We start from the raw sequence: 15,410 nt of genomic DNA, 5'->3' as shown, positions 1-15,410 counted from the left end.
GATCAAATTCACCGAAGACCACGAGTGGTTGAGCCTGGACGGCGACATCGTCACCGTGGGCATCACCGACCATGCCCAGGAGCAGCTGGGCGATATCGTCTTCGTGGAATTGCCGGAGGTCGGAACCCAGGTGTCAAAGGGGGACGAGGTCGTGGTGATCGAATCCGTCAAGGCCGCCTCCGACATCGTCGCCCCGCTCGACGGCGAGATCGTCGAGATCAACGAGGGGATCATCGACGTGCCCGGCAAGGTCAACGAGGACGCCGAAGGCGCGGCCTGGTTCTTCAAGGTGAAGATCGACGACGAGAGCCAGCTCGACGAATACATGGACGAGACGGCCTACAAGGACCTGATTGCCTGAGCGAGTCAGCGCCCGGCGGTCCGCCGGGCCATCCCGCCGCCGCGCCCAACGCGCGGCGGTTGCATTTCCATCCTTCCCTGCATGAGCCACCTGAAGTCCGGGAGACAAACCGTGCCCTTCCAACCGACCGAATACGATCCCTATGACTTCGCCAATCGCCGACATATCGGCCCCTCCCCCGAGGAGATGGAAGCGATGCTCGCGGCAATCGGCGTCGACAGCCTCGATGCGCTGATCGAACAAACGGTGCCGGCGGACCTCCGCCAGGCCCAGCCGCTCGACTGGAGCCCGCTGCCCGAGGGCGAATTGCTGGTGAAGATGCGCGCCGTTGCGCGGAAGAATAAAGTCCTGCACTCGCTCATCGGCCAGGGCTATTACGGCACCGTCACACCGCCCGCGATCCAGCGCAATATCCTCGAAAACCCGGCCTGGTACACCGCCTATACGCCTTACCAGCCCGAGATCGCGCAGGGCAGGCTCGAGGCGCTGCTGAACTTCCAGACCATGATCGCGGACCTGACAGGGCTCGAAATCGCCAATGCCTCGCTCCTTGACGAGGCCACCGCGGCGGCCGAGGCGATGACGATGGCGCGGCGGTCTTCGAAATCAAAGGCGACGGCGTTCTTCGTCGACCATAACTGCCATCCGCAGACCATCGCCGTGGTCGAGACCCGCGCGAGGCCGCTCGGAATCGATGTCGTCGTGGGGCCGGCGGACGACTTGGACGCTGCCGCCGTCTTCGGCGCGCTCTTCCAGTATCCAGGCACCGACGGCAAGCTGCGGGATTTCACGCCCGAAATGGAGGCGCTCCACGCCGAGAAGGCCATCGGAATCGTCGCCGCAGACCTCATGGCGCTGCTGCTGCTCAAGGAGCCGGGCGCGATGGGGGCGGACATCGCCGTGGGCTCGGCACAGCGCTTCGGCGTCCCGATGGGCTATGGCGGCCCGCATGCCGCTTATATGGCCTGCCACGACACCTACAAGCGCGCCATGCCGGGCCGCATCGTCGGCGTCTCCGTGGATGCACGCGGCAACAAGGCCTACCGGCTCAGCCTGGCAACCCGCGAGCAGCATATCCGCCGCGAGAAGGCGACGTCGAATGTCTGCACGGCGCAAGCTCTGCTGGCGGTGATGGCGAGCTTCTACGCCGTGTTCCATGGACCGCGCGGGCTCCGGGCGATCGCCGAACGGATCCATGTCCACGCCGTCCGACTCGCCGAGGGGCTCCGCGAGGCCGGCTTCAAGGTCGACCCCGAGAATTTCTTCGACACGATCACGGTCGATGTCGGCCCGCTGCAAGGCGCGATCCTGCGCTCGGCGCGCGCCGAGGGGATCAACCTGCGCAAGTTCGGCGAGACGCGGATCGGCATCTCGGTGGACGAGACTTGCAACGCCGACACGATCGAACGGGTCTGGCGCGCCTTCGGCATCGCCAAGAGTTTTGGCACACCGACGACGACCGCCCTGCCGGAGGCCCTGCTCCGGACAAGCGACTACCTGACCCACCCGATCTTCCATCTCAACCGCGCCGAGGCGGAGATGATGCGCTACATGCGCCGCCTCGCCGACCGCGACCTCGCGCTCGACCGGGCGATGATCCCGCTGGGCTCTTGCACGATGAAGCTCAACGCCGCGGTCGAGATGATGCCCGTCACCTGGCCGGAATTTGGCACGCTGCATCCCTTCGTGCCGGCGGACCAGGCCGAAGGTTATGCCGAAATGCTGGTCGATCTCTCGGCCAAGCTTTGCGAGATCACCGGCTATGACGCGATGTCGATGCAGCCCAATTCCGGCGCCCAGGGCGAATATGCGGGCCTGCTGACCATCGCGGCCTGGCACCGGGCGCGCGGCGAGGACCGCGACATCTGCCTGATCCCGACCTCCGCCCATGGTACCAACCCCGCCTCGGCGGTAATGGCGGGGATGAAGGTCGTGGTGGTGAAATCGGCCGCCAACGGCGATATCGACCTCGCCGATTTCCGCGAGAAGGCCGCAGCCGCGGGGGACCGGCTTTCCGCCTGCATGATCACCTACCCCTCGACCCACGGCGTCTTCGAGGAGACGGTGCGCGAGGTCTGCGCGATCACCCACGGGCATGGAGGCCAGGTCTATCTCGACGGCGCCAATCTCAACGCGATGGTCGGGCTGTCGCGGCCCGGCGATCTCGGCTCGGACGTCAGCCACCTGAACCTGCACAAGACCTTCTGCATTCCGCATGGCGGCGGCGGCCCCGGCATGGGACCGATCGGCGTCAAGGCGCATCTGGAGCCCTTCCTGCCCGGAGACCCGGTGGCCGGCGGGCGCGCGGGGCCGGTCGCGGCCGCCCCCTTCGGCTCGGCCTCGATCCTGCCGATCTCCTGGGCCTATGTGCAGCTTATGGGCGGCGCGGGGCTCACGCAGGCGACCAAGGTGGCGATCCTCTCGGCCAACTATATCGCGGCGCGGCTCGCCGGCGCCTTCGACGTGCTGTTCAAGGGACGGCACGGCCGGGTCGCCCATGAATGCATCCTCGACACCCGGCCCTTTGCCGAGTCCGGCGTCCATGTCGACGACATCGCCAAACGTCTGATGGATTCGGGCTTCCATGCGCCGACGATGTCCTGGCCGGTCGCGGGTACGCTGATGGTCGAACCCACGGAATCGGAAACCAAGGCCGAGCTAGACCGGTTCATCGACGCGATGCTGTCGATCCGCTCCGAGATCGCCGCGGTCGAAGCCGGCGAGATCGCCTATGAGGACAGCCCGCTGCGATACGCACCGCACACGGTCGAAGATCTGGTCGCGGACTGGGAGCGGAAATATCCCCGCGAACAGGGGTGCTTCCCGCCGGGCAGCTTCCGGGTCGACAAATACTGGCCACCTGTCGGCCGGGTCGACAACGCCTATGGCGACCGCAACCTCGTCTGCACCTGCCCGCCGGTGACGGATTACGCCTGAACGCAACACGGCGCGCGGCCTCGCACGGGAAGAGCAGACGACCCGTCGGGCCGCCCGCTTCCTTTCCCCCGTGAGTGGAGCTACCCGCGGCGTCCCTCGCGCACGGGCCTTTTCCGAACGACCGAAATGGCCTTGTCCGGCGGCGGGAAAGATCGTCACCGGGGGGTCATTTGGCTCCTATCGGCCAGCGCACACACAACGAAGAACCCGCAACAAAAAGAGCCGATCGGCGACTTTGTTTCGCCCTCCAGAACAATCACTTTGTTCTTCACAGACAACTTTGTTTTGCGAAAACAACTCCGTCAAGAAATTCCGCATTTTTTTTGAGATTTTGCCGTGCAGTTCCACGGCGAACGGGCCGTCACCATCCGGACCGCTTTCCTTTGAGAGCGGCCCTTGGCGGAGAGGCTCCGAATCCATCCATCCGCCATCGTCGCACTGATGATGCGGGCGCGTCTCGCTCGCCGGATGACTCTCCGACCTAGACGAGACCGGGCGCCGACAGCCGCTAGCCGCTGCCGGATTTCTTCAAGAAGACGAAGAGGTTACCAGAAAAGGCAGCCGGCATCACCCGGTGCAGGAAGTCGAATGCCCAGAACAGCGCCCGATTGCCGAAGAAATAGCTGGGGCGGGTCCGGAACACGAAGGAGCGACTTTCGTAGCTCGGAAAAGCCGCCGCGACGTCCCTGAGCCGGTTCAGCTTGTAGACCGTCGGGAAAACGTCTTCTTGTTTCCGATCGGGCTGGCTGCGTCGGATCAAACGGCTGGCGAGGCCATTGCTCATGATCCGTCCAGCCATGGCGATATAGTGCCATTTCGACGGTGTCCGGGCACAGAACCAGCCGCCGGGTTTCAGCACACGGTCGATCTCGGCCGCGAACCCCGCGACGTCGTCGACATGCTCCAGCACATAGTCGCAAACGATCACGTCAACCGCACCGTCCGGCACCGGAATTACGCCATCGGTAATCACCGCGGCACGGTCCACCGATCGGTTCTCGAGGACCGCCGGATCGACATCGACACCGATCACCTCGACGGCGCGCCCCTTCATCAGCCGGAGGTTTCGGCGCAACGGGACGTCGTCGTCCTCGAACCACTCGCCGCGCCCCGCGCCGAGATCGAGCAGAACGGTCCGCGCATCGACAATGGTGGCGACGCGCAGGTAGAAATCCACCGTACCGTCGCCGGGCAGGACGCCCCCCATGAGGCTGGACTGTGGATCGAACATTGCGCCATCCCCGCTTCCCCGAACACCGGTGCGGAGCGCCCGGATCCTTTGCGCGAACAGTTAGAGCGTCGCCAATCCTCACGCAAGGTTCCCTGCCGCCACGGCGCACGCAGTGGACATGGTGACCAACCGCTCCAAATAGTATTTCTTTCAAGTGCAAGTGGTATACCGGCGAGATGCGGGACGAAGGACCGGAAACCGCCCCGACGTTGAGGACAAGAGCCGGTTGCGCGTGAGCGTGCAGGGAAAGGCAGGAGATCAATGGCGAAGCCCCGACAGGCTGCATTGGCCGATCTGAAAGAAGACCTGGCCGTCGAAAGAGTCTCGCTTGCGGAGGTCGCCGCCGAACGTTTGCGCGAGTTGATCCTGCTGCAGAAACTCGCGCCGGGCTGCACGTTGTCGGAACGCGAGCTGTCCGAGCGGCTCCAGATCTCGCGCACCCCGCTTCGCGAGGCCATCCGACAACTGACCCAGGAACGATTGATCGAGATCCCACCCAACCGTCGTCCGCAGGTCGCGGACCCCTCACCCACACATATCGACGACCTGTTTGACGTTCAGGCCACATTGGAAGCGCTCTCCGGGCGGCTGTTCTGCCAGCGCGCGAGCGACGAGCAGATCCGCGAGGTAGCGGAAATGCAACGACAGCTCAACGCGATCGCCATGAAAGAAGAGCCGATGACATTCTTTCGCCTGGACATGGAATTCCACTGCCGGATCGTGCACGGCACGGCGAACGCGGCCCTGGCCGAGACACACAGGCAATACAACGCGGCGCTCTTCCGGGCGCGGTTTATGTCCTCGAAGCAGATGCGCTGGCGCGACGTGACCCTTGCCGAGCATGACGAGATTGTCGCGGCGATCGAGGCACGCGACGGCGATCGCGCCGCCGCCGCGCTGAGCACCCATCTCATGAGTGCCAAGGCGAACCAGGCCCGGCTTCGCGCCGAACGGGACACCGAACAGAGCGACTGAGGCGCCAGTGCCGGCTCCATTGTACCGGAGGGTGTCGCTACAGACTTCTTCCCGAGAAGATCTCACACCGCGGATCGGTCTATTCAGACGGGCTGGATGACGAAGCTGACACCCTGGCCGCCAGCGTACGGCAAACTGGTCCAGCAAGAGTCACGCGCACAGCAAGCGTGGGGCATGTCTGATCTGGCCGGATAAGGAGATCACTCTCTCGTCGCGAAGACGGAACCCTGGTCGTCTACAAACAGGAGCCTGCGCGCTCCGCCTGGCGCGTGTTCATGAGCCGCGTCTACGGTTTTCTTCCAATCGGCAGCCAACTGTAGAGAAAGCGGCGATCGCGGGTCGGTGGTGCGAAAACGGCAGCAACACGGTTCCGCGTTGCCTGCGCGGTCTCAAACGATTTCAGAAAGGAGACAGTCCCGCGACCAGCCCTCGCTCAGAAGCGGATGTTCCAGACCAGAACCGGCCCGCTCTGATAGTATTCGGTCAGCAAGTCTTCGTCCGGCAGGTCCCATTCCATGTGCCGATACCCGAACACGACGTCCTGCCGCCCGAAATTGTATCCGATCCCGACATAGGCTTGCCATGTCAGGTCGGAATTGCCGGCGCCGACATCCGCCAGGTAAGACATGAACCAGTTCTCGTTGAACGCCGCCCGGCCTGCCACACCGACGACCGCATCCCAGTAATCGTCGTCGCTGTCGGCCTTGAAGGAGAGGTTGTTCAGGTCCAGCTTCAGATCACTCTGAAGACGAAGATAGCGCGCCCCAAGCGTGCCGTAGAGCGCGTAGCTGTCGGTTCCGACCAGCTTGTAACCTCCACCGAAGGAGACGATCGTGGTCTTGACCTCCGCGTCGGCCACGGCCTTGACGTCAAGATCCACGCCGGGCGCCGGAGAGATCGTGAATTTCGAACTGCCGTCCTTGCCCAGACTGGCATAGGTGAGGTCGCCCCAGGTCATCCATGGACCCTGGTAGGCGTTGAGCCGGCCCATGAGGGCGACGTTCAGGTTGTCGAGGATCTGATCGAAGCCGAGCGTGAAATCCTCCCCGAGGGCAGTTCCGCCGACCTCGGTGGCCCAAAGGTAAAGTTGCAGCTCATACGTCCAGGCCGGGTCGATGGCTGAATTGGCAGACACATCCTGGGCATCCGCCACTGCGCCGGCAGCGATCAATCCGGCGGAAAGTGCGAATCCGAACATGGGCTTCATGGTGTTGTCCTTTCCATTCGACACGCGTCGCCGCCGCCCTGCGGCATCGACTTGGGGAAGAGTATAGCGAAAGACCGAGGCCGTCTTCATTGATCAGTGACAAATGCGAAAAACACAACGACTTCGGATCGGCACTGCCACCGTTTTCTCGGCGTCCGTCACAGGGTACACGCAGTCGAACGACGGACCAAGCCAGGTCCATTGAGGTCTGCCCAGGAGGCTATCCGCGGTCACCACGAATGGCCGAAGAACGGAAGCTGCGCTGCGACGTGATGGGTGCCGTCCAATGACAGGAGAGGTGCGCCATCACGGCTTTGGCGAGGATGCTCGCCGCAAAGGGCGGAAGCAACGGAAAAGCAGTTCCGGAGGTGCGACCGCGTGTAGGTCCGGTCAGCCGCGTTCTGCCCGATCGATATGGTCCAGGAAGTGCGCCTGATCTTCATGCCGCCGATAGGGAAGCCGCCGCGGATCGGTCCGAATGCGGTCGACGACTTCGGGGGCTTCGGCTCGTGTCTTGCCGAAGATGCGTTGCGCCTTGGGAAGGTCGCCAAGCGCCGCGTGACTGGCGGCCAAGTACAGGTCGGTCAACGGCGACGTGATCCGCATTCGGCCATGGGTTTCGATCACTTCTGCATAGCGGTGCGCGTCGAACAGAACCTGCACGAGCTGCAGCACGTACCAGTCGGGATAATGCGGATTGCGCCGCATTGCGTCCTTCAGGGTGTCAACGCCGCGGTCGGCCTGTCCGGCGCAGCCCTGGAACAGCCCAAGATCGGCAATGATGTCCGCGTCGTTGGGGTTCAGCCGCAAGGCATGTTCGATGGCGTGCAGACAAAGGTCGTGCTTTCCCGCGAAAAGGTGGCAGTAGGACAGCGCCCAATGCCCCCAGGGCTCGCTATCGTCCGCGGCGATGGCATCGCGGGCCTTACGGTAGCCATCGGCGAGAGCAGCATCGAAATCCGGGGCCCAGCCCTCATGTGCTGCGATCACATCGCAGAAGGACAGTTTGGCGTGCGCCTTGGCGAAGCCCGGGTCCAGATCGATTGCCCGCTGCAACAGCGCAGTGCCCGGCTCCAACGCCTCGAATGTCCATTGATCCACCATGTCGATACCCCGCACGAAACAGTCATAGGCCTCGCTGCCAACGGAGGATACGGCGCGTGGACTTTTCTGGAACGCCTTCCGCAGGCGACCTCCATAGGTGTTGGCGAGTGTCGCGACGATCACTTCGGAGAGCTCATCGCGCAGATCCCAAAGATCGTCCCCGGTACGGTCGTATCGTTCGGTCCAGACGACACGGCCGTCCGAACCGTCGACCAGTCGGGCTTGGACCCGAAGGCGCCCGCCGTCGCTTTGCACGCGTCCCGAGAGCGCAAAGCGCACGGCCAGTTCCCGGCACACGCTCCCCACATCCACGGCGCGCTGCTGATAGGCGAAGGCAGAGCGGCTGGCCGCAACGTGCAGGTCGTGGAAGCGGGACAGATCGTCGGTCAGGCTTTCGGTCAGACCGGCAGCGAAATCCTCGACGAAGGACCCGACGCCACCATGGGCCGTGAACGGCAATACCACGATCGACGGCTTTTCGCGGTCAGGCACGGCTGGCGGAGGCAGAGGTTCATTCTGCGGTGCGGTCACCAAGATCGCGGCAGAGATTTGGTGGTAGAGCGACTGGGTCTCGGGACCGGGATCGATCTGCAGGTCGGAGCGCAACCGGTCGCGGCACTGTTGATACTTTCGCAGCGCGCCAACCCTGTCGCCGACAGCAAGTCGTTCCCGGATTTGCGCACGGTAGGCGGCCTCATTGAAAGGATCCGCCTCCAGAACCATCTCGGCCCGGCGTGATGCTTCGGGCAAGTCTGATGTGCGTTCCGCAGTCCCGACAGCTTCGAGCGCCGCCCGAACGAAAAGCTCACGCCAATGCTCCCGTTCCCGTACCAGCCAAGCCTGAAACTCCGCACCCGGCAGCGTCACGCCCAACAGGAAGTCCTGATACCGAAAAAGCGGTTCGGCCTCGTCCCGCATCACCTCGGACCAATCGGCAATCCGCTGGATGTCTGTCCGGACCATGTCCGGAACGATGGAAGCCTCAGTTGCGTCAACGTGAAACGGAAACGGATGCGTTACCCCGCAAACCTTCCGAAGCGCTGAAAATGCCTGCCGCAAGCTGTTGCGCGCCTGCGCTTCGGCGCGATCTTCCCACAACAGCGCCCAGATTTGCGGGCGTCCCACCGAATGACCGTTTTCCAGAGCCAGGAGCGCCACCAAGGCCTGCGCCCGCTGCGACGTCAGGTTGACCGCGGCGCCGTCCGGGGCGGTCATTTCGAACTTACCCATCAGGCGCAGGGTCCATGTCATGGGATCAATTCTGCCCGAGCATCCCTTTTTTTCAAGCGTCTCTCCCGATTTCGCGGAGCTTTAACGGCAGGCAAGCGCCCGGTTCACACCAGCGCGGCAAGGTTCCCGTCATGCCGCTGGACTCGCCGTCCGGCACTCCGAGAAAAGGAATGCTCTGATGAATCGCTCCAATCTCCTCAACGATATCGCGGATGTGTATGTGCCTTTCCGGCTGCTTCACCGGCGGTCTCACGCCGCCCAATTCGGACCTTCGAGCGCATCGCGAAGCTCCGCAAAGCGTCGGCTCGGTCTGGTCAGCATGCGCTTGGCAATCGCCGCTTTAGTCACGGCCGGGTTTGTTTCGCTTGTGGTCGTCTAGCGAGAATACGGCTCGGCGGCACGCGGCAGCAACGCAAGCAGGGGAGCCCTACCTGAGCCGGGGTAGGCAGCGGCTGACATCGAAACATGAGCCAGCGCTCCCCATTTTCGCGACACCACGTCCAGCCGAAGATTATCTGAACCGATGTGGAGGAAGGTGCCCGCTTCGAGACCGACCGACGTCATCAAGGCTCTGAAACCGCTAACTGTCTTGTTCAGCATCCGATTGCGTCTGGCTTTCAGCCCCGCGTGCCGAGAGGAAATGACCCAGCCCTTCGAGCGCAGGGATATGTTCGCAGAAGGTCCGAACGGCAACCAGCAGCGGCGTGGCGACCAACATTCCAACGACCGACCAAAGCCAGGCAAAGAATGTCACCGAGACGAAGACCACCACTGTGTTCAGCCGGAGGTTGCGGCCGACGAAATACGGTGTGACGAACTGCCCCTCGATGCTCGTCAGCGCAAGATACGCAAATGCTGGTACGATTGCCTCGCCGAAGTGGTCCAGACTGACGACCCCCACCACAAACGACAGCGACACGCCGAAAAGTGACCCGATGTAGGGAATAAAATTGAGAAGGAAGGCCAGGATCGCGAAGAGTGCGGGGCTGGGCATTCCGAACCACCACATCGCGAAACCGATCGCCACGCCGAGCACTGCGTTGATCGTCGTAATCGTCAGCAGGTAGCGGGAGAGCTTGCGTTCGATGTCATGAGCAATTCGGATCGCACGCCGCTTGTCCTTGAAGGTGGGCATGACGAAGACGATCTTCTCGTAAAACATGTCACCCGACGACAATAGAAAGAAGAGAAGGATAAGGGTGAACACTACCTGCGCGACGACTGCGGGCACCGACATGACCAGGGTCAGCGCACTTCCGCTTTCCTCGACCTGAACGCGCTGGACTTCGGGATCTTTCTCGGTGACGTCCTCGCCGGAGGCGAGTTTGTCGATCTGCTCCGCGGCTTTCCGCACTCCCTCCGTCGCGCCGCGGATTTCCTCCATCTTCTGCCTGAATTCCCACCCGATCATGGGCGCCCGTTCGACCCATTTTCCGACCGGCACGGCAAGTGAGGCGACACCTGCACCGCCAGCGAAAAGAAGGGTTCCGACGATGAGCATCGCCGATAGCCCGGGCGACAAGCCAAGCCGTTCGAACCTGCGTCGCACCGGGCTGAACACAAGCTGCAACAGAACTGCCAGAACAACGGGCATGAGAAAGGCACGGGCGTAGGCGAGCCCTGCCACAAGAAGAAGAAGGAAGATCCCAATAACCGCCCAACCGGGTGCGGTCACACTTTGCCCGGAGGTTGCCCGATCTTGGAAGCGTTCAGGATTGTTGTCCATTCTCCCTCCTTCCATGACAGGAATTGCCGCAGCGAGTCTTGTCAATCGCCAAACACGGTCACCGGCATTGGGCAACTGTCGGGCTTGCATTCCTTTCGATTGACCGAACGCGACTGGCATCGCACCGGTTCCGATATCGTCTCGCCAGATCCCCGCCGCAGATCAAACAGGCGCCCCCGTCGCTTTCCTCGGCGACGGTCGCCACAAGTCGATCAGGGCAGACGCAAGCGTCAACGTTCTGCCTTGTCGACCGTCTTTTTGACCGGCACCTGCGTCCAGGCCGTCTCTCTGCGGATCCATTCCGACTCTCCAGCGACCGTGAAGCCGCGTTCTTGCTCTGGATCGGACGTCCACCTGAGGACCCGCAGCCGGTCACCGGTATAGTCAAGCTGGTTGAAGGCATTTCCCTGCCTGTCGCGCAGCCGCGTGGAAAGACCAGTACCCGCCTGGACGAACAAGAGATCCGGAGCGCTTCTGAAGGGCTGGACCGAGGCAATGTGGAGGTGGCCCGAGAGCACGACGTCCGCGCCGCAATCCGACATTGCGCGAAGTGCCTTGCCAGCCCCCCTCGTCAAACGTTTCGCGGTCTCAGGGCCGTGCTCGAGCGGGTGATGCAATACGCCGACCCTGAGTTTGCTTCCCGAACCGGAAAAGCGTTCTGCGATCCTCGCCAACCGACGGCGGCCGATCCTGCCGCGCTGCCACGCGAAGCGATTGACCGTGTTGACTCCGACCACCACCATCCTGTCATCGCTGTGCACCGGTTCCAGGTCGGGGTTGATGAAACGGCGGTAGCGGCCGAAAGGGTTCAGGAACCGCAGCAGAAGATTTTCCAACGGAACGTCGTGATTGCCCGGCACGCACAGCACCGGCCCGGGGAGCCGGTCCAGAAATCGTCGCGCGGCGGCAAACTGGCCGCGCCGCGCCCGCTGGGTCAGATCCCCCGAGACCACCACGAGATCGGGCGCAAGACTGGCCACTGTATCGAGCAGCGGTGTCTCCAGAGCCGGATCCACCCGTCCGAAATGCAGGTCGGAGAGATGCACGATACGGCTCATCCGGGGAGATCTTCCTGCACACGAGGCAACAGAATGGTGAGTGGGGCCTCGGAAATGCGGAACTCGAACGGGTTCGGGGTGCGCGTCTTCTCGCCATCATAGGCCAGAAGGTCCCGCCGACGACGGGTTTGGACGGTGAGCTTCCGCGTGGCGAGGAAATCGTAGTCGACACCCGGCTCGGCCGTTTGCGCGACCAGCCGCGCGGTCACTCGGAACAGGTCGGCGCGGGTGCTCGCGCGGCCGATCAGAACTGCGAAGGAATCGTCGCTGATCGCATCGCCGCCTTGCAAGCCATAACGCTCGAGCTGGTAGGCAGAGCGCGCGACGAACAGCAGCGGAGTGCGGCGCAGGAGCGTCTCGCCGTCGGTCTCGATCCTGAGATCCATCGGCTTGCGAAACCGCAGAAAGGTACGGATGACCGACCAGTGGGCCATGATCCGCCGCCGGCCGTAACGGCCATAGATGTCTTCGCGTTCCTTGAGAATGGCGGGGTAGATACCAAGGCTTGCGTTGTTCAGGAACACCTGGCCGTTGACGGTACCGACGTGGATCTGGCGCGTATCGGAATCGAGAATGGCGCGGGCAGCGTCTTCCGGGTCTTCGGGGATCCCCAGGCCCCGGGCGAAGTAGTTGAACGTGCCGAGGGGCAAGACGGAAAACGCGCAGCCTCTTCCCAGCACTGCTCCTGCGACGGCCATAGCGGTGCCGTCCCCTCCCGCAGCCACAATAGCATGCGCCCCATCCGCCAAGGCACGTTCAACCAAGCCAGTGATGTCTTCGCGCGGCGACCAGCGGTAGAGCCGCGCCCGCTCCGGACCGAAGACCTTCATGGCACGGTCCAAGGCCCCGCCGTCGCGCGCGTTCGCCCCGGACCGGCCATTCACGATCACGGCAATCGGTGCGACGCCTTGGCCGAGGGTCGATTGCGCCTCGCCTATTTCGACCTCACGGAGAGTGTTGGTAGCCCGTGTCATGGAAACCCGGTAGCAGTTGTGCCCGAAAGCAATACGCCCTCATCGAAGTATCGTTGCAATGCGGATTGTCGATTTCGTGAGTCGGGGAGTGCGTGTGGCAGTCGACCGCAGAGCTTGGGCGACTGGCGCCCCCTGCCGGGCGCTCCGGGATCTCCCGAAAAGGGACACCCGAAAATTGACCAATTGGTGACCAACATCGGCAGCCACCCAACTATCGAAATTTTTCGGCGGATATAGTCGAGCCGGGGTCCGCGCAAGTCTCTGATATTGTGTTACATAGACGTTCCCAGGAAATCCATCCTACCAACAATACATAGGGTCCGGCACTTCCATCATGTCGCGCGTCGTGAATTTCTTCCCGCATCTGCATCGACCCAGTGACATCCTGCTCATGCCACGGGGAAAGCGTCGCAATGAGCATGACGATGGACGACAGCATCAAGCGATGGGCGGCGAAGCGGAAGACGGCCCTGGGGATCGAGATCTTCCAGGGCAAGGCGCCAGCGACCGAAGCGAGCCGTTCATTCGACATGTCTCCGCCTGAGATCGAGGGTTGGGTCGCCGTCCACGATGCAGAAGTCCTGCACCATACCGGCGCCCGAAACAGTCATGGAAACCACCAATAGAGATGCGGTGCGCATTGGATCTCCAATCGGCCAATCGATCACGGAACTTGCCCGGCACTGCAACGGCGCAAATCAGCGTTCATTTCAACGAAGCGAGGGCCTTGTCCGGCTCGACCATCGTCTTGACGATATCCACGAGGCCCGCCGCCTGCGGCTGAGCATTGCGCCTGGCGCGCGGGTGAGACGGTGGATCGCGTAGTGGCTGGCCGAAACGTGCTTTGACAACTGGTCATTGCGCCCAAATGAGCAAGCCGCCGCTATGCGGGCCGCCGCGAACACGGACCAGCTTGCAGAAGCCGACCCAGCCTCGCGCGCGGCTGTCGCGCAACCGGATACATTCGAGACCCGGTTTCATGCGATGGACAGCGTGGGGGCAGGGAATCGGGTCCCGAACTACCCCGATTTTCCCGGCGCTCGCATCTGGAATCACCATATTCGCAGTCCCGACTTGGGGCAGAGCGTGCGCCGCGCTATTCGTTCTGGATTGCACTCTTTACCTGCTCGACCAGTTCGGGCGTCGCGTCCAGACCGTGGACTTCCTTCGCATGGGCCGCGGCCGCTTGCAGAATGTCCTGTTCTGTCTCCCCCCGCGCCTCGAAGTCGCAACCCGGCATAAGACTTCCGCACTTCAGAACCTTCGTCATCACGGCCTCCCTTCTTTCGTCGATACGGCAGCCTATCACAGAATTCAGCTTGGACTTGGGTCGATAAAGATGGTCGGGGATGTCGCAACCATTACCGAAATGGCGGAAGCCGGGACGGAAATGAACGGCCAGAACTGGGGCGCAGCCCGCGCGCTCGCGGCGGCCATCTGCCACTATCAGAACTGGCGCTGTGCTTCGAGAGCCGAGTTTTGCCCTCGTTGCTGCCTTGCTTGCGGCAGCTTCTCCAGAATTTTCCGAATGCACTCGCTTTGGTCCGCTCCCCAACCGAGGATGTTCCATGGTATGTTGCCAACGCAGGGAAATTTCCTTGCCTCATCCCGCACAAGATTGGTTGTTCCACATGACCCGCGACCAGATGATCGCTCACCTTCTTGCAGCCAACGCCGTTGCTCTTCGCGCTGCCGCACACGGTCACCATCCGTTCGGCGCGGTATTGGTCGGCCCTGACGACAAGGTCCTCATGAGGCAAGGCAATATCGACACAGTGCATCACGCCGAGACCGAGCTTGCGAGGCGTGCCGCAGGCGAATACTCGCCCGAGTTTCTCTGGACCTGCACGCTGGCCTCCACGGGTGAGCCCTGTGCTATGTGCACCGGCACTCTGTATTGGGCGAATATCGGCCGTTTGATCTACGGTTTCGAAGAGGCAAAGCTGCTCGAGTTGACGGGCGACCATGCCGCCAATCCGACCATGAACCTGCCCTCACGTACTGTGCTCAACCACGGGCAGAAAGATATTGAGGTGCACGGCCCATTCCCCGAAATTGAAAACGAGCTTCTTGCCCCGCACCGTAATTTCTGGCGACGTTAGTCAGCAGGGGTCTAGGTGTTCAGTCCCGGCATTTGGTGGATCGGATCGACATTGAATCTGTCTGGCTCTGAAGTCCAGATCTTGCAGATGTATTCGTATGGCGTGAGACCGCTGAGGGTCTTGAGCCTTCGGGCGAAGTTGTACGCAGCCATGAAGTCGGCGAGGTGCGCGCGCAGCTGATCGTGGCTGTCGTAGTGGAAGCGTTTGACGGTCGCGTCCTTGATTGTCCGGTTCATTCGCTCGACCTGGCCGTTGGTCCATGGATGGTTGGGCTTGGTCAGGCGATGCTGGATCCGGTTGGCCTCGCAAATCATGTCGAAGCGCATTTGCCGGGAATAGATGGTGTTGCGGTTCCGGGGCTGGTCGGCGAACTGGATCCCATAGCACGTCGGGAATCCTTCGGTTCGGGAGGTTATGGCCGCCTGCGGAGCCCCCGAGTTGCGCAGCTGGTGGCCATAACCGGTTTTCAGGTCTCAACAGTGGTTTGGCTGAACCACACTGATGA

At 62.5% G+C, this 15,410-nt stretch carries 12 protein-coding genes and 1 pseudogene; 5 read left to right on the top strand and 8 right to left on the bottom strand.

The window, feature by feature from the left end; translation table 11 throughout:
- The first annotated feature begins 1 nt into the window (after nucleotide 1).
- A complete protein-coding gene (gene gcvH / locus EU800_RS18245; RefSeq protein WP_129634508.1) occupies nucleotides 2–361 on the top strand; it encodes a glycine cleavage system protein GcvH in 360 nt (119 codons plus the stop codon).
- Nucleotides 362–472: 111 nt separating this feature from the next.
- Complete coding sequence (gene gcvP / locus EU800_RS18240; RefSeq protein WP_129634462.1) at nucleotides 473–3,298, top strand: aminomethyl-transferring glycine dehydrogenase; 2,826 nt, start codon at nucleotides 473–475, stop codon at nucleotides 3,296–3,298.
- A gap of 508 nt (nucleotides 3,299–3,806) precedes the next feature.
- Here gcvP and EU800_RS18235 read toward each other — a convergent pair.
- The gene (locus tag EU800_RS18235) at nucleotides 3,807–4,529 is read right to left on the bottom strand and encodes a class I SAM-dependent methyltransferase (RefSeq protein WP_129634461.1); all 723 of its coding nucleotides are present in this window, start codon (nucleotides 4,527–4,529) and stop codon (nucleotides 3,807–3,809) included.
- 261 nt (nucleotides 4,530–4,790) lie between these two features.
- Between EU800_RS18235 and EU800_RS18230 the strand changes: the two genes are divergently transcribed.
- Nucleotides 4,791–5,504 carry a GntR family transcriptional regulator gene (locus EU800_RS18230; protein WP_129634460.1) on the top strand — a complete coding sequence of 238 codons (714 nt, stop codon included), beginning with the start codon at nucleotides 4,791–4,793 and terminating at the stop codon, nucleotides 5,502–5,504.
- 433 nt (nucleotides 5,505–5,937) lie between these two features.
- Here the strand turns inward: EU800_RS18230 and EU800_RS18225 are convergent, their stop codons facing one another.
- From EU800_RS18225 to EU800_RS18205, 5 genes are all read right to left on the bottom strand, one after another.
- Nucleotides 5,938–6,711 (bottom strand): hypothetical protein, encoded by a 774-nt coding sequence (locus tag EU800_RS18225; protein ID WP_129634459.1) that lies wholly within the window; start codon nucleotides 6,709–6,711, stop codon nucleotides 5,938–5,940.
- A 390-nt stretch (nucleotides 6,712–7,101) separates the two neighbouring features.
- Nucleotides 7,102–9,066, bottom strand: a complete 1,965-nt coding sequence (locus EU800_RS18220; protein WP_129634458.1) for a BTAD domain-containing putative transcriptional regulator — start codon at nucleotides 9,064–9,066, stop codon at nucleotides 7,102–7,104.
- 559 nt (nucleotides 9,067–9,625) lie between these two features.
- Nucleotides 9,626–10,771 carry an AI-2E family transporter gene (locus EU800_RS18215; protein ID WP_129634457.1) on the bottom strand — a complete coding sequence of 382 codons (1,146 nt, stop codon included), beginning with the start codon at nucleotides 10,769–10,771 and terminating at the stop codon, nucleotides 9,626–9,628.
- Between the two features lie 230 nt (nucleotides 10,772–11,001).
- Complete coding sequence (locus tag EU800_RS18210) at nucleotides 11,002–11,817, bottom strand: metallophosphoesterase (protein WP_242500626.1); 816 nt, start codon at nucleotides 11,815–11,817, stop codon at nucleotides 11,002–11,004.
- Nucleotides 11,818–11,825: 8 nt separating this feature from the next.
- Complete coding sequence (locus EU800_RS18205) at nucleotides 11,826–12,713, bottom strand: diacylglycerol kinase family protein (RefSeq protein WP_242500629.1); 888 nt, start codon at nucleotides 12,711–12,713, stop codon at nucleotides 11,826–11,828.
- 503 nt (nucleotides 12,714–13,216) lie between these two features.
- On the opposite strand from EU800_RS18205, the gene EU800_RS18200 reads away from it, so the two are divergent.
- Nucleotides 13,217–13,429 carry a hypothetical protein gene (locus EU800_RS18200; RefSeq protein WP_129634454.1) on the top strand — a complete coding sequence of 71 codons (213 nt, stop codon included), beginning with the start codon at nucleotides 13,217–13,219 and terminating at the stop codon, nucleotides 13,427–13,429.
- A gap of 470 nt (nucleotides 13,430–13,899) precedes the next feature.
- On the opposite strand, the gene EU800_RS18195 is transcribed toward EU800_RS18200, so the two are convergent.
- Entirely contained in the window at nucleotides 13,900–14,073 is a 174-nt protein-coding gene (locus EU800_RS18195; protein WP_129634453.1) for a DUF1059 domain-containing protein, read from the bottom strand.
- A 361-nt stretch (nucleotides 14,074–14,434) separates the two neighbouring features.
- On the opposite strand from EU800_RS18195, the gene EU800_RS18190 reads away from it, so the two are divergent.
- Nucleotides 14,435–14,905 (top strand): nucleoside deaminase, encoded by a 471-nt coding sequence (locus EU800_RS18190; RefSeq protein WP_129634452.1) that lies wholly within the window; start codon nucleotides 14,435–14,437, stop codon nucleotides 14,903–14,905.
- 11 nt (nucleotides 14,906–14,916) lie between these two features.
- Here EU800_RS18190 and EU800_RS18185 read toward each other — a convergent pair.
- Nucleotides 14,917–15,285: pseudogene (locus EU800_RS18185) on the bottom strand (integrase core domain-containing protein); the annotation flags it as partial.
- Between the last annotated feature and the right edge of the window lie 125 nt (nucleotides 15,286–15,410).

The sequence above is a fragment of the Tropicimonas sp. IMCC6043 genome (genome assembly GCF_004146235.1).
GTDB lineage: Bacteria > Pseudomonadota > Alphaproteobacteria > Rhodobacterales > Rhodobacteraceae > Tropicimonas.
Note: the sequence above shows the minus strand (reverse complement) of the source record. Positions and strands in the feature narration are given on the sequence as shown.

Bases quoted from the DNA above. Each gene is read 5' to 3' on its own strand.
- EU800_RS18230 (WP_129634460.1), top strand. From the start codon at position 4,791: ATGGCGAAGCCCCGACAGGCTGCATTGGCCGATCTGAAAGAAGACCTG.
- EU800_RS18200 (WP_129634454.1), top strand. From the start codon at position 13,217: ATGAGCATGACGATGGACGACAGCATCAAGCGATGGGCGGCGAAGCGG.
- EU800_RS18220 (WP_129634458.1), bottom strand. From the start codon at position 9,066: ATGACATGGACCCTGCGCCTGATGGGTAAGTTCGAAATGACCGCCCCG.
- EU800_RS18215 (WP_129634457.1), bottom strand. From the start codon at position 10,771: ATGGACAACAATCCTGAACGCTTCCAAGATCGGGCAACCTCCGGGCAA.
- EU800_RS18235 (WP_129634461.1), bottom strand. From the start codon at position 4,529: ATGTTCGATCCACAGTCCAGCCTCATGGGGGGCGTCCTGCCCGGCGAC.
- EU800_RS18225 (WP_129634459.1), bottom strand. From the start codon at position 6,711: ATGAAGCCCATGTTCGGATTCGCACTTTCCGCCGGATTGATCGCTGCC.
- EU800_RS18195 (WP_129634453.1), bottom strand. From the start codon at position 14,073: ATGACGAAGGTTCTGAAGTGCGGAAGTCTTATGCCGGGTTGCGACTTC.
- EU800_RS18190 (WP_129634452.1), top strand. From the start codon at position 14,435: ATGACCCGCGACCAGATGATCGCTCACCTTCTTGCAGCCAACGCCGTT.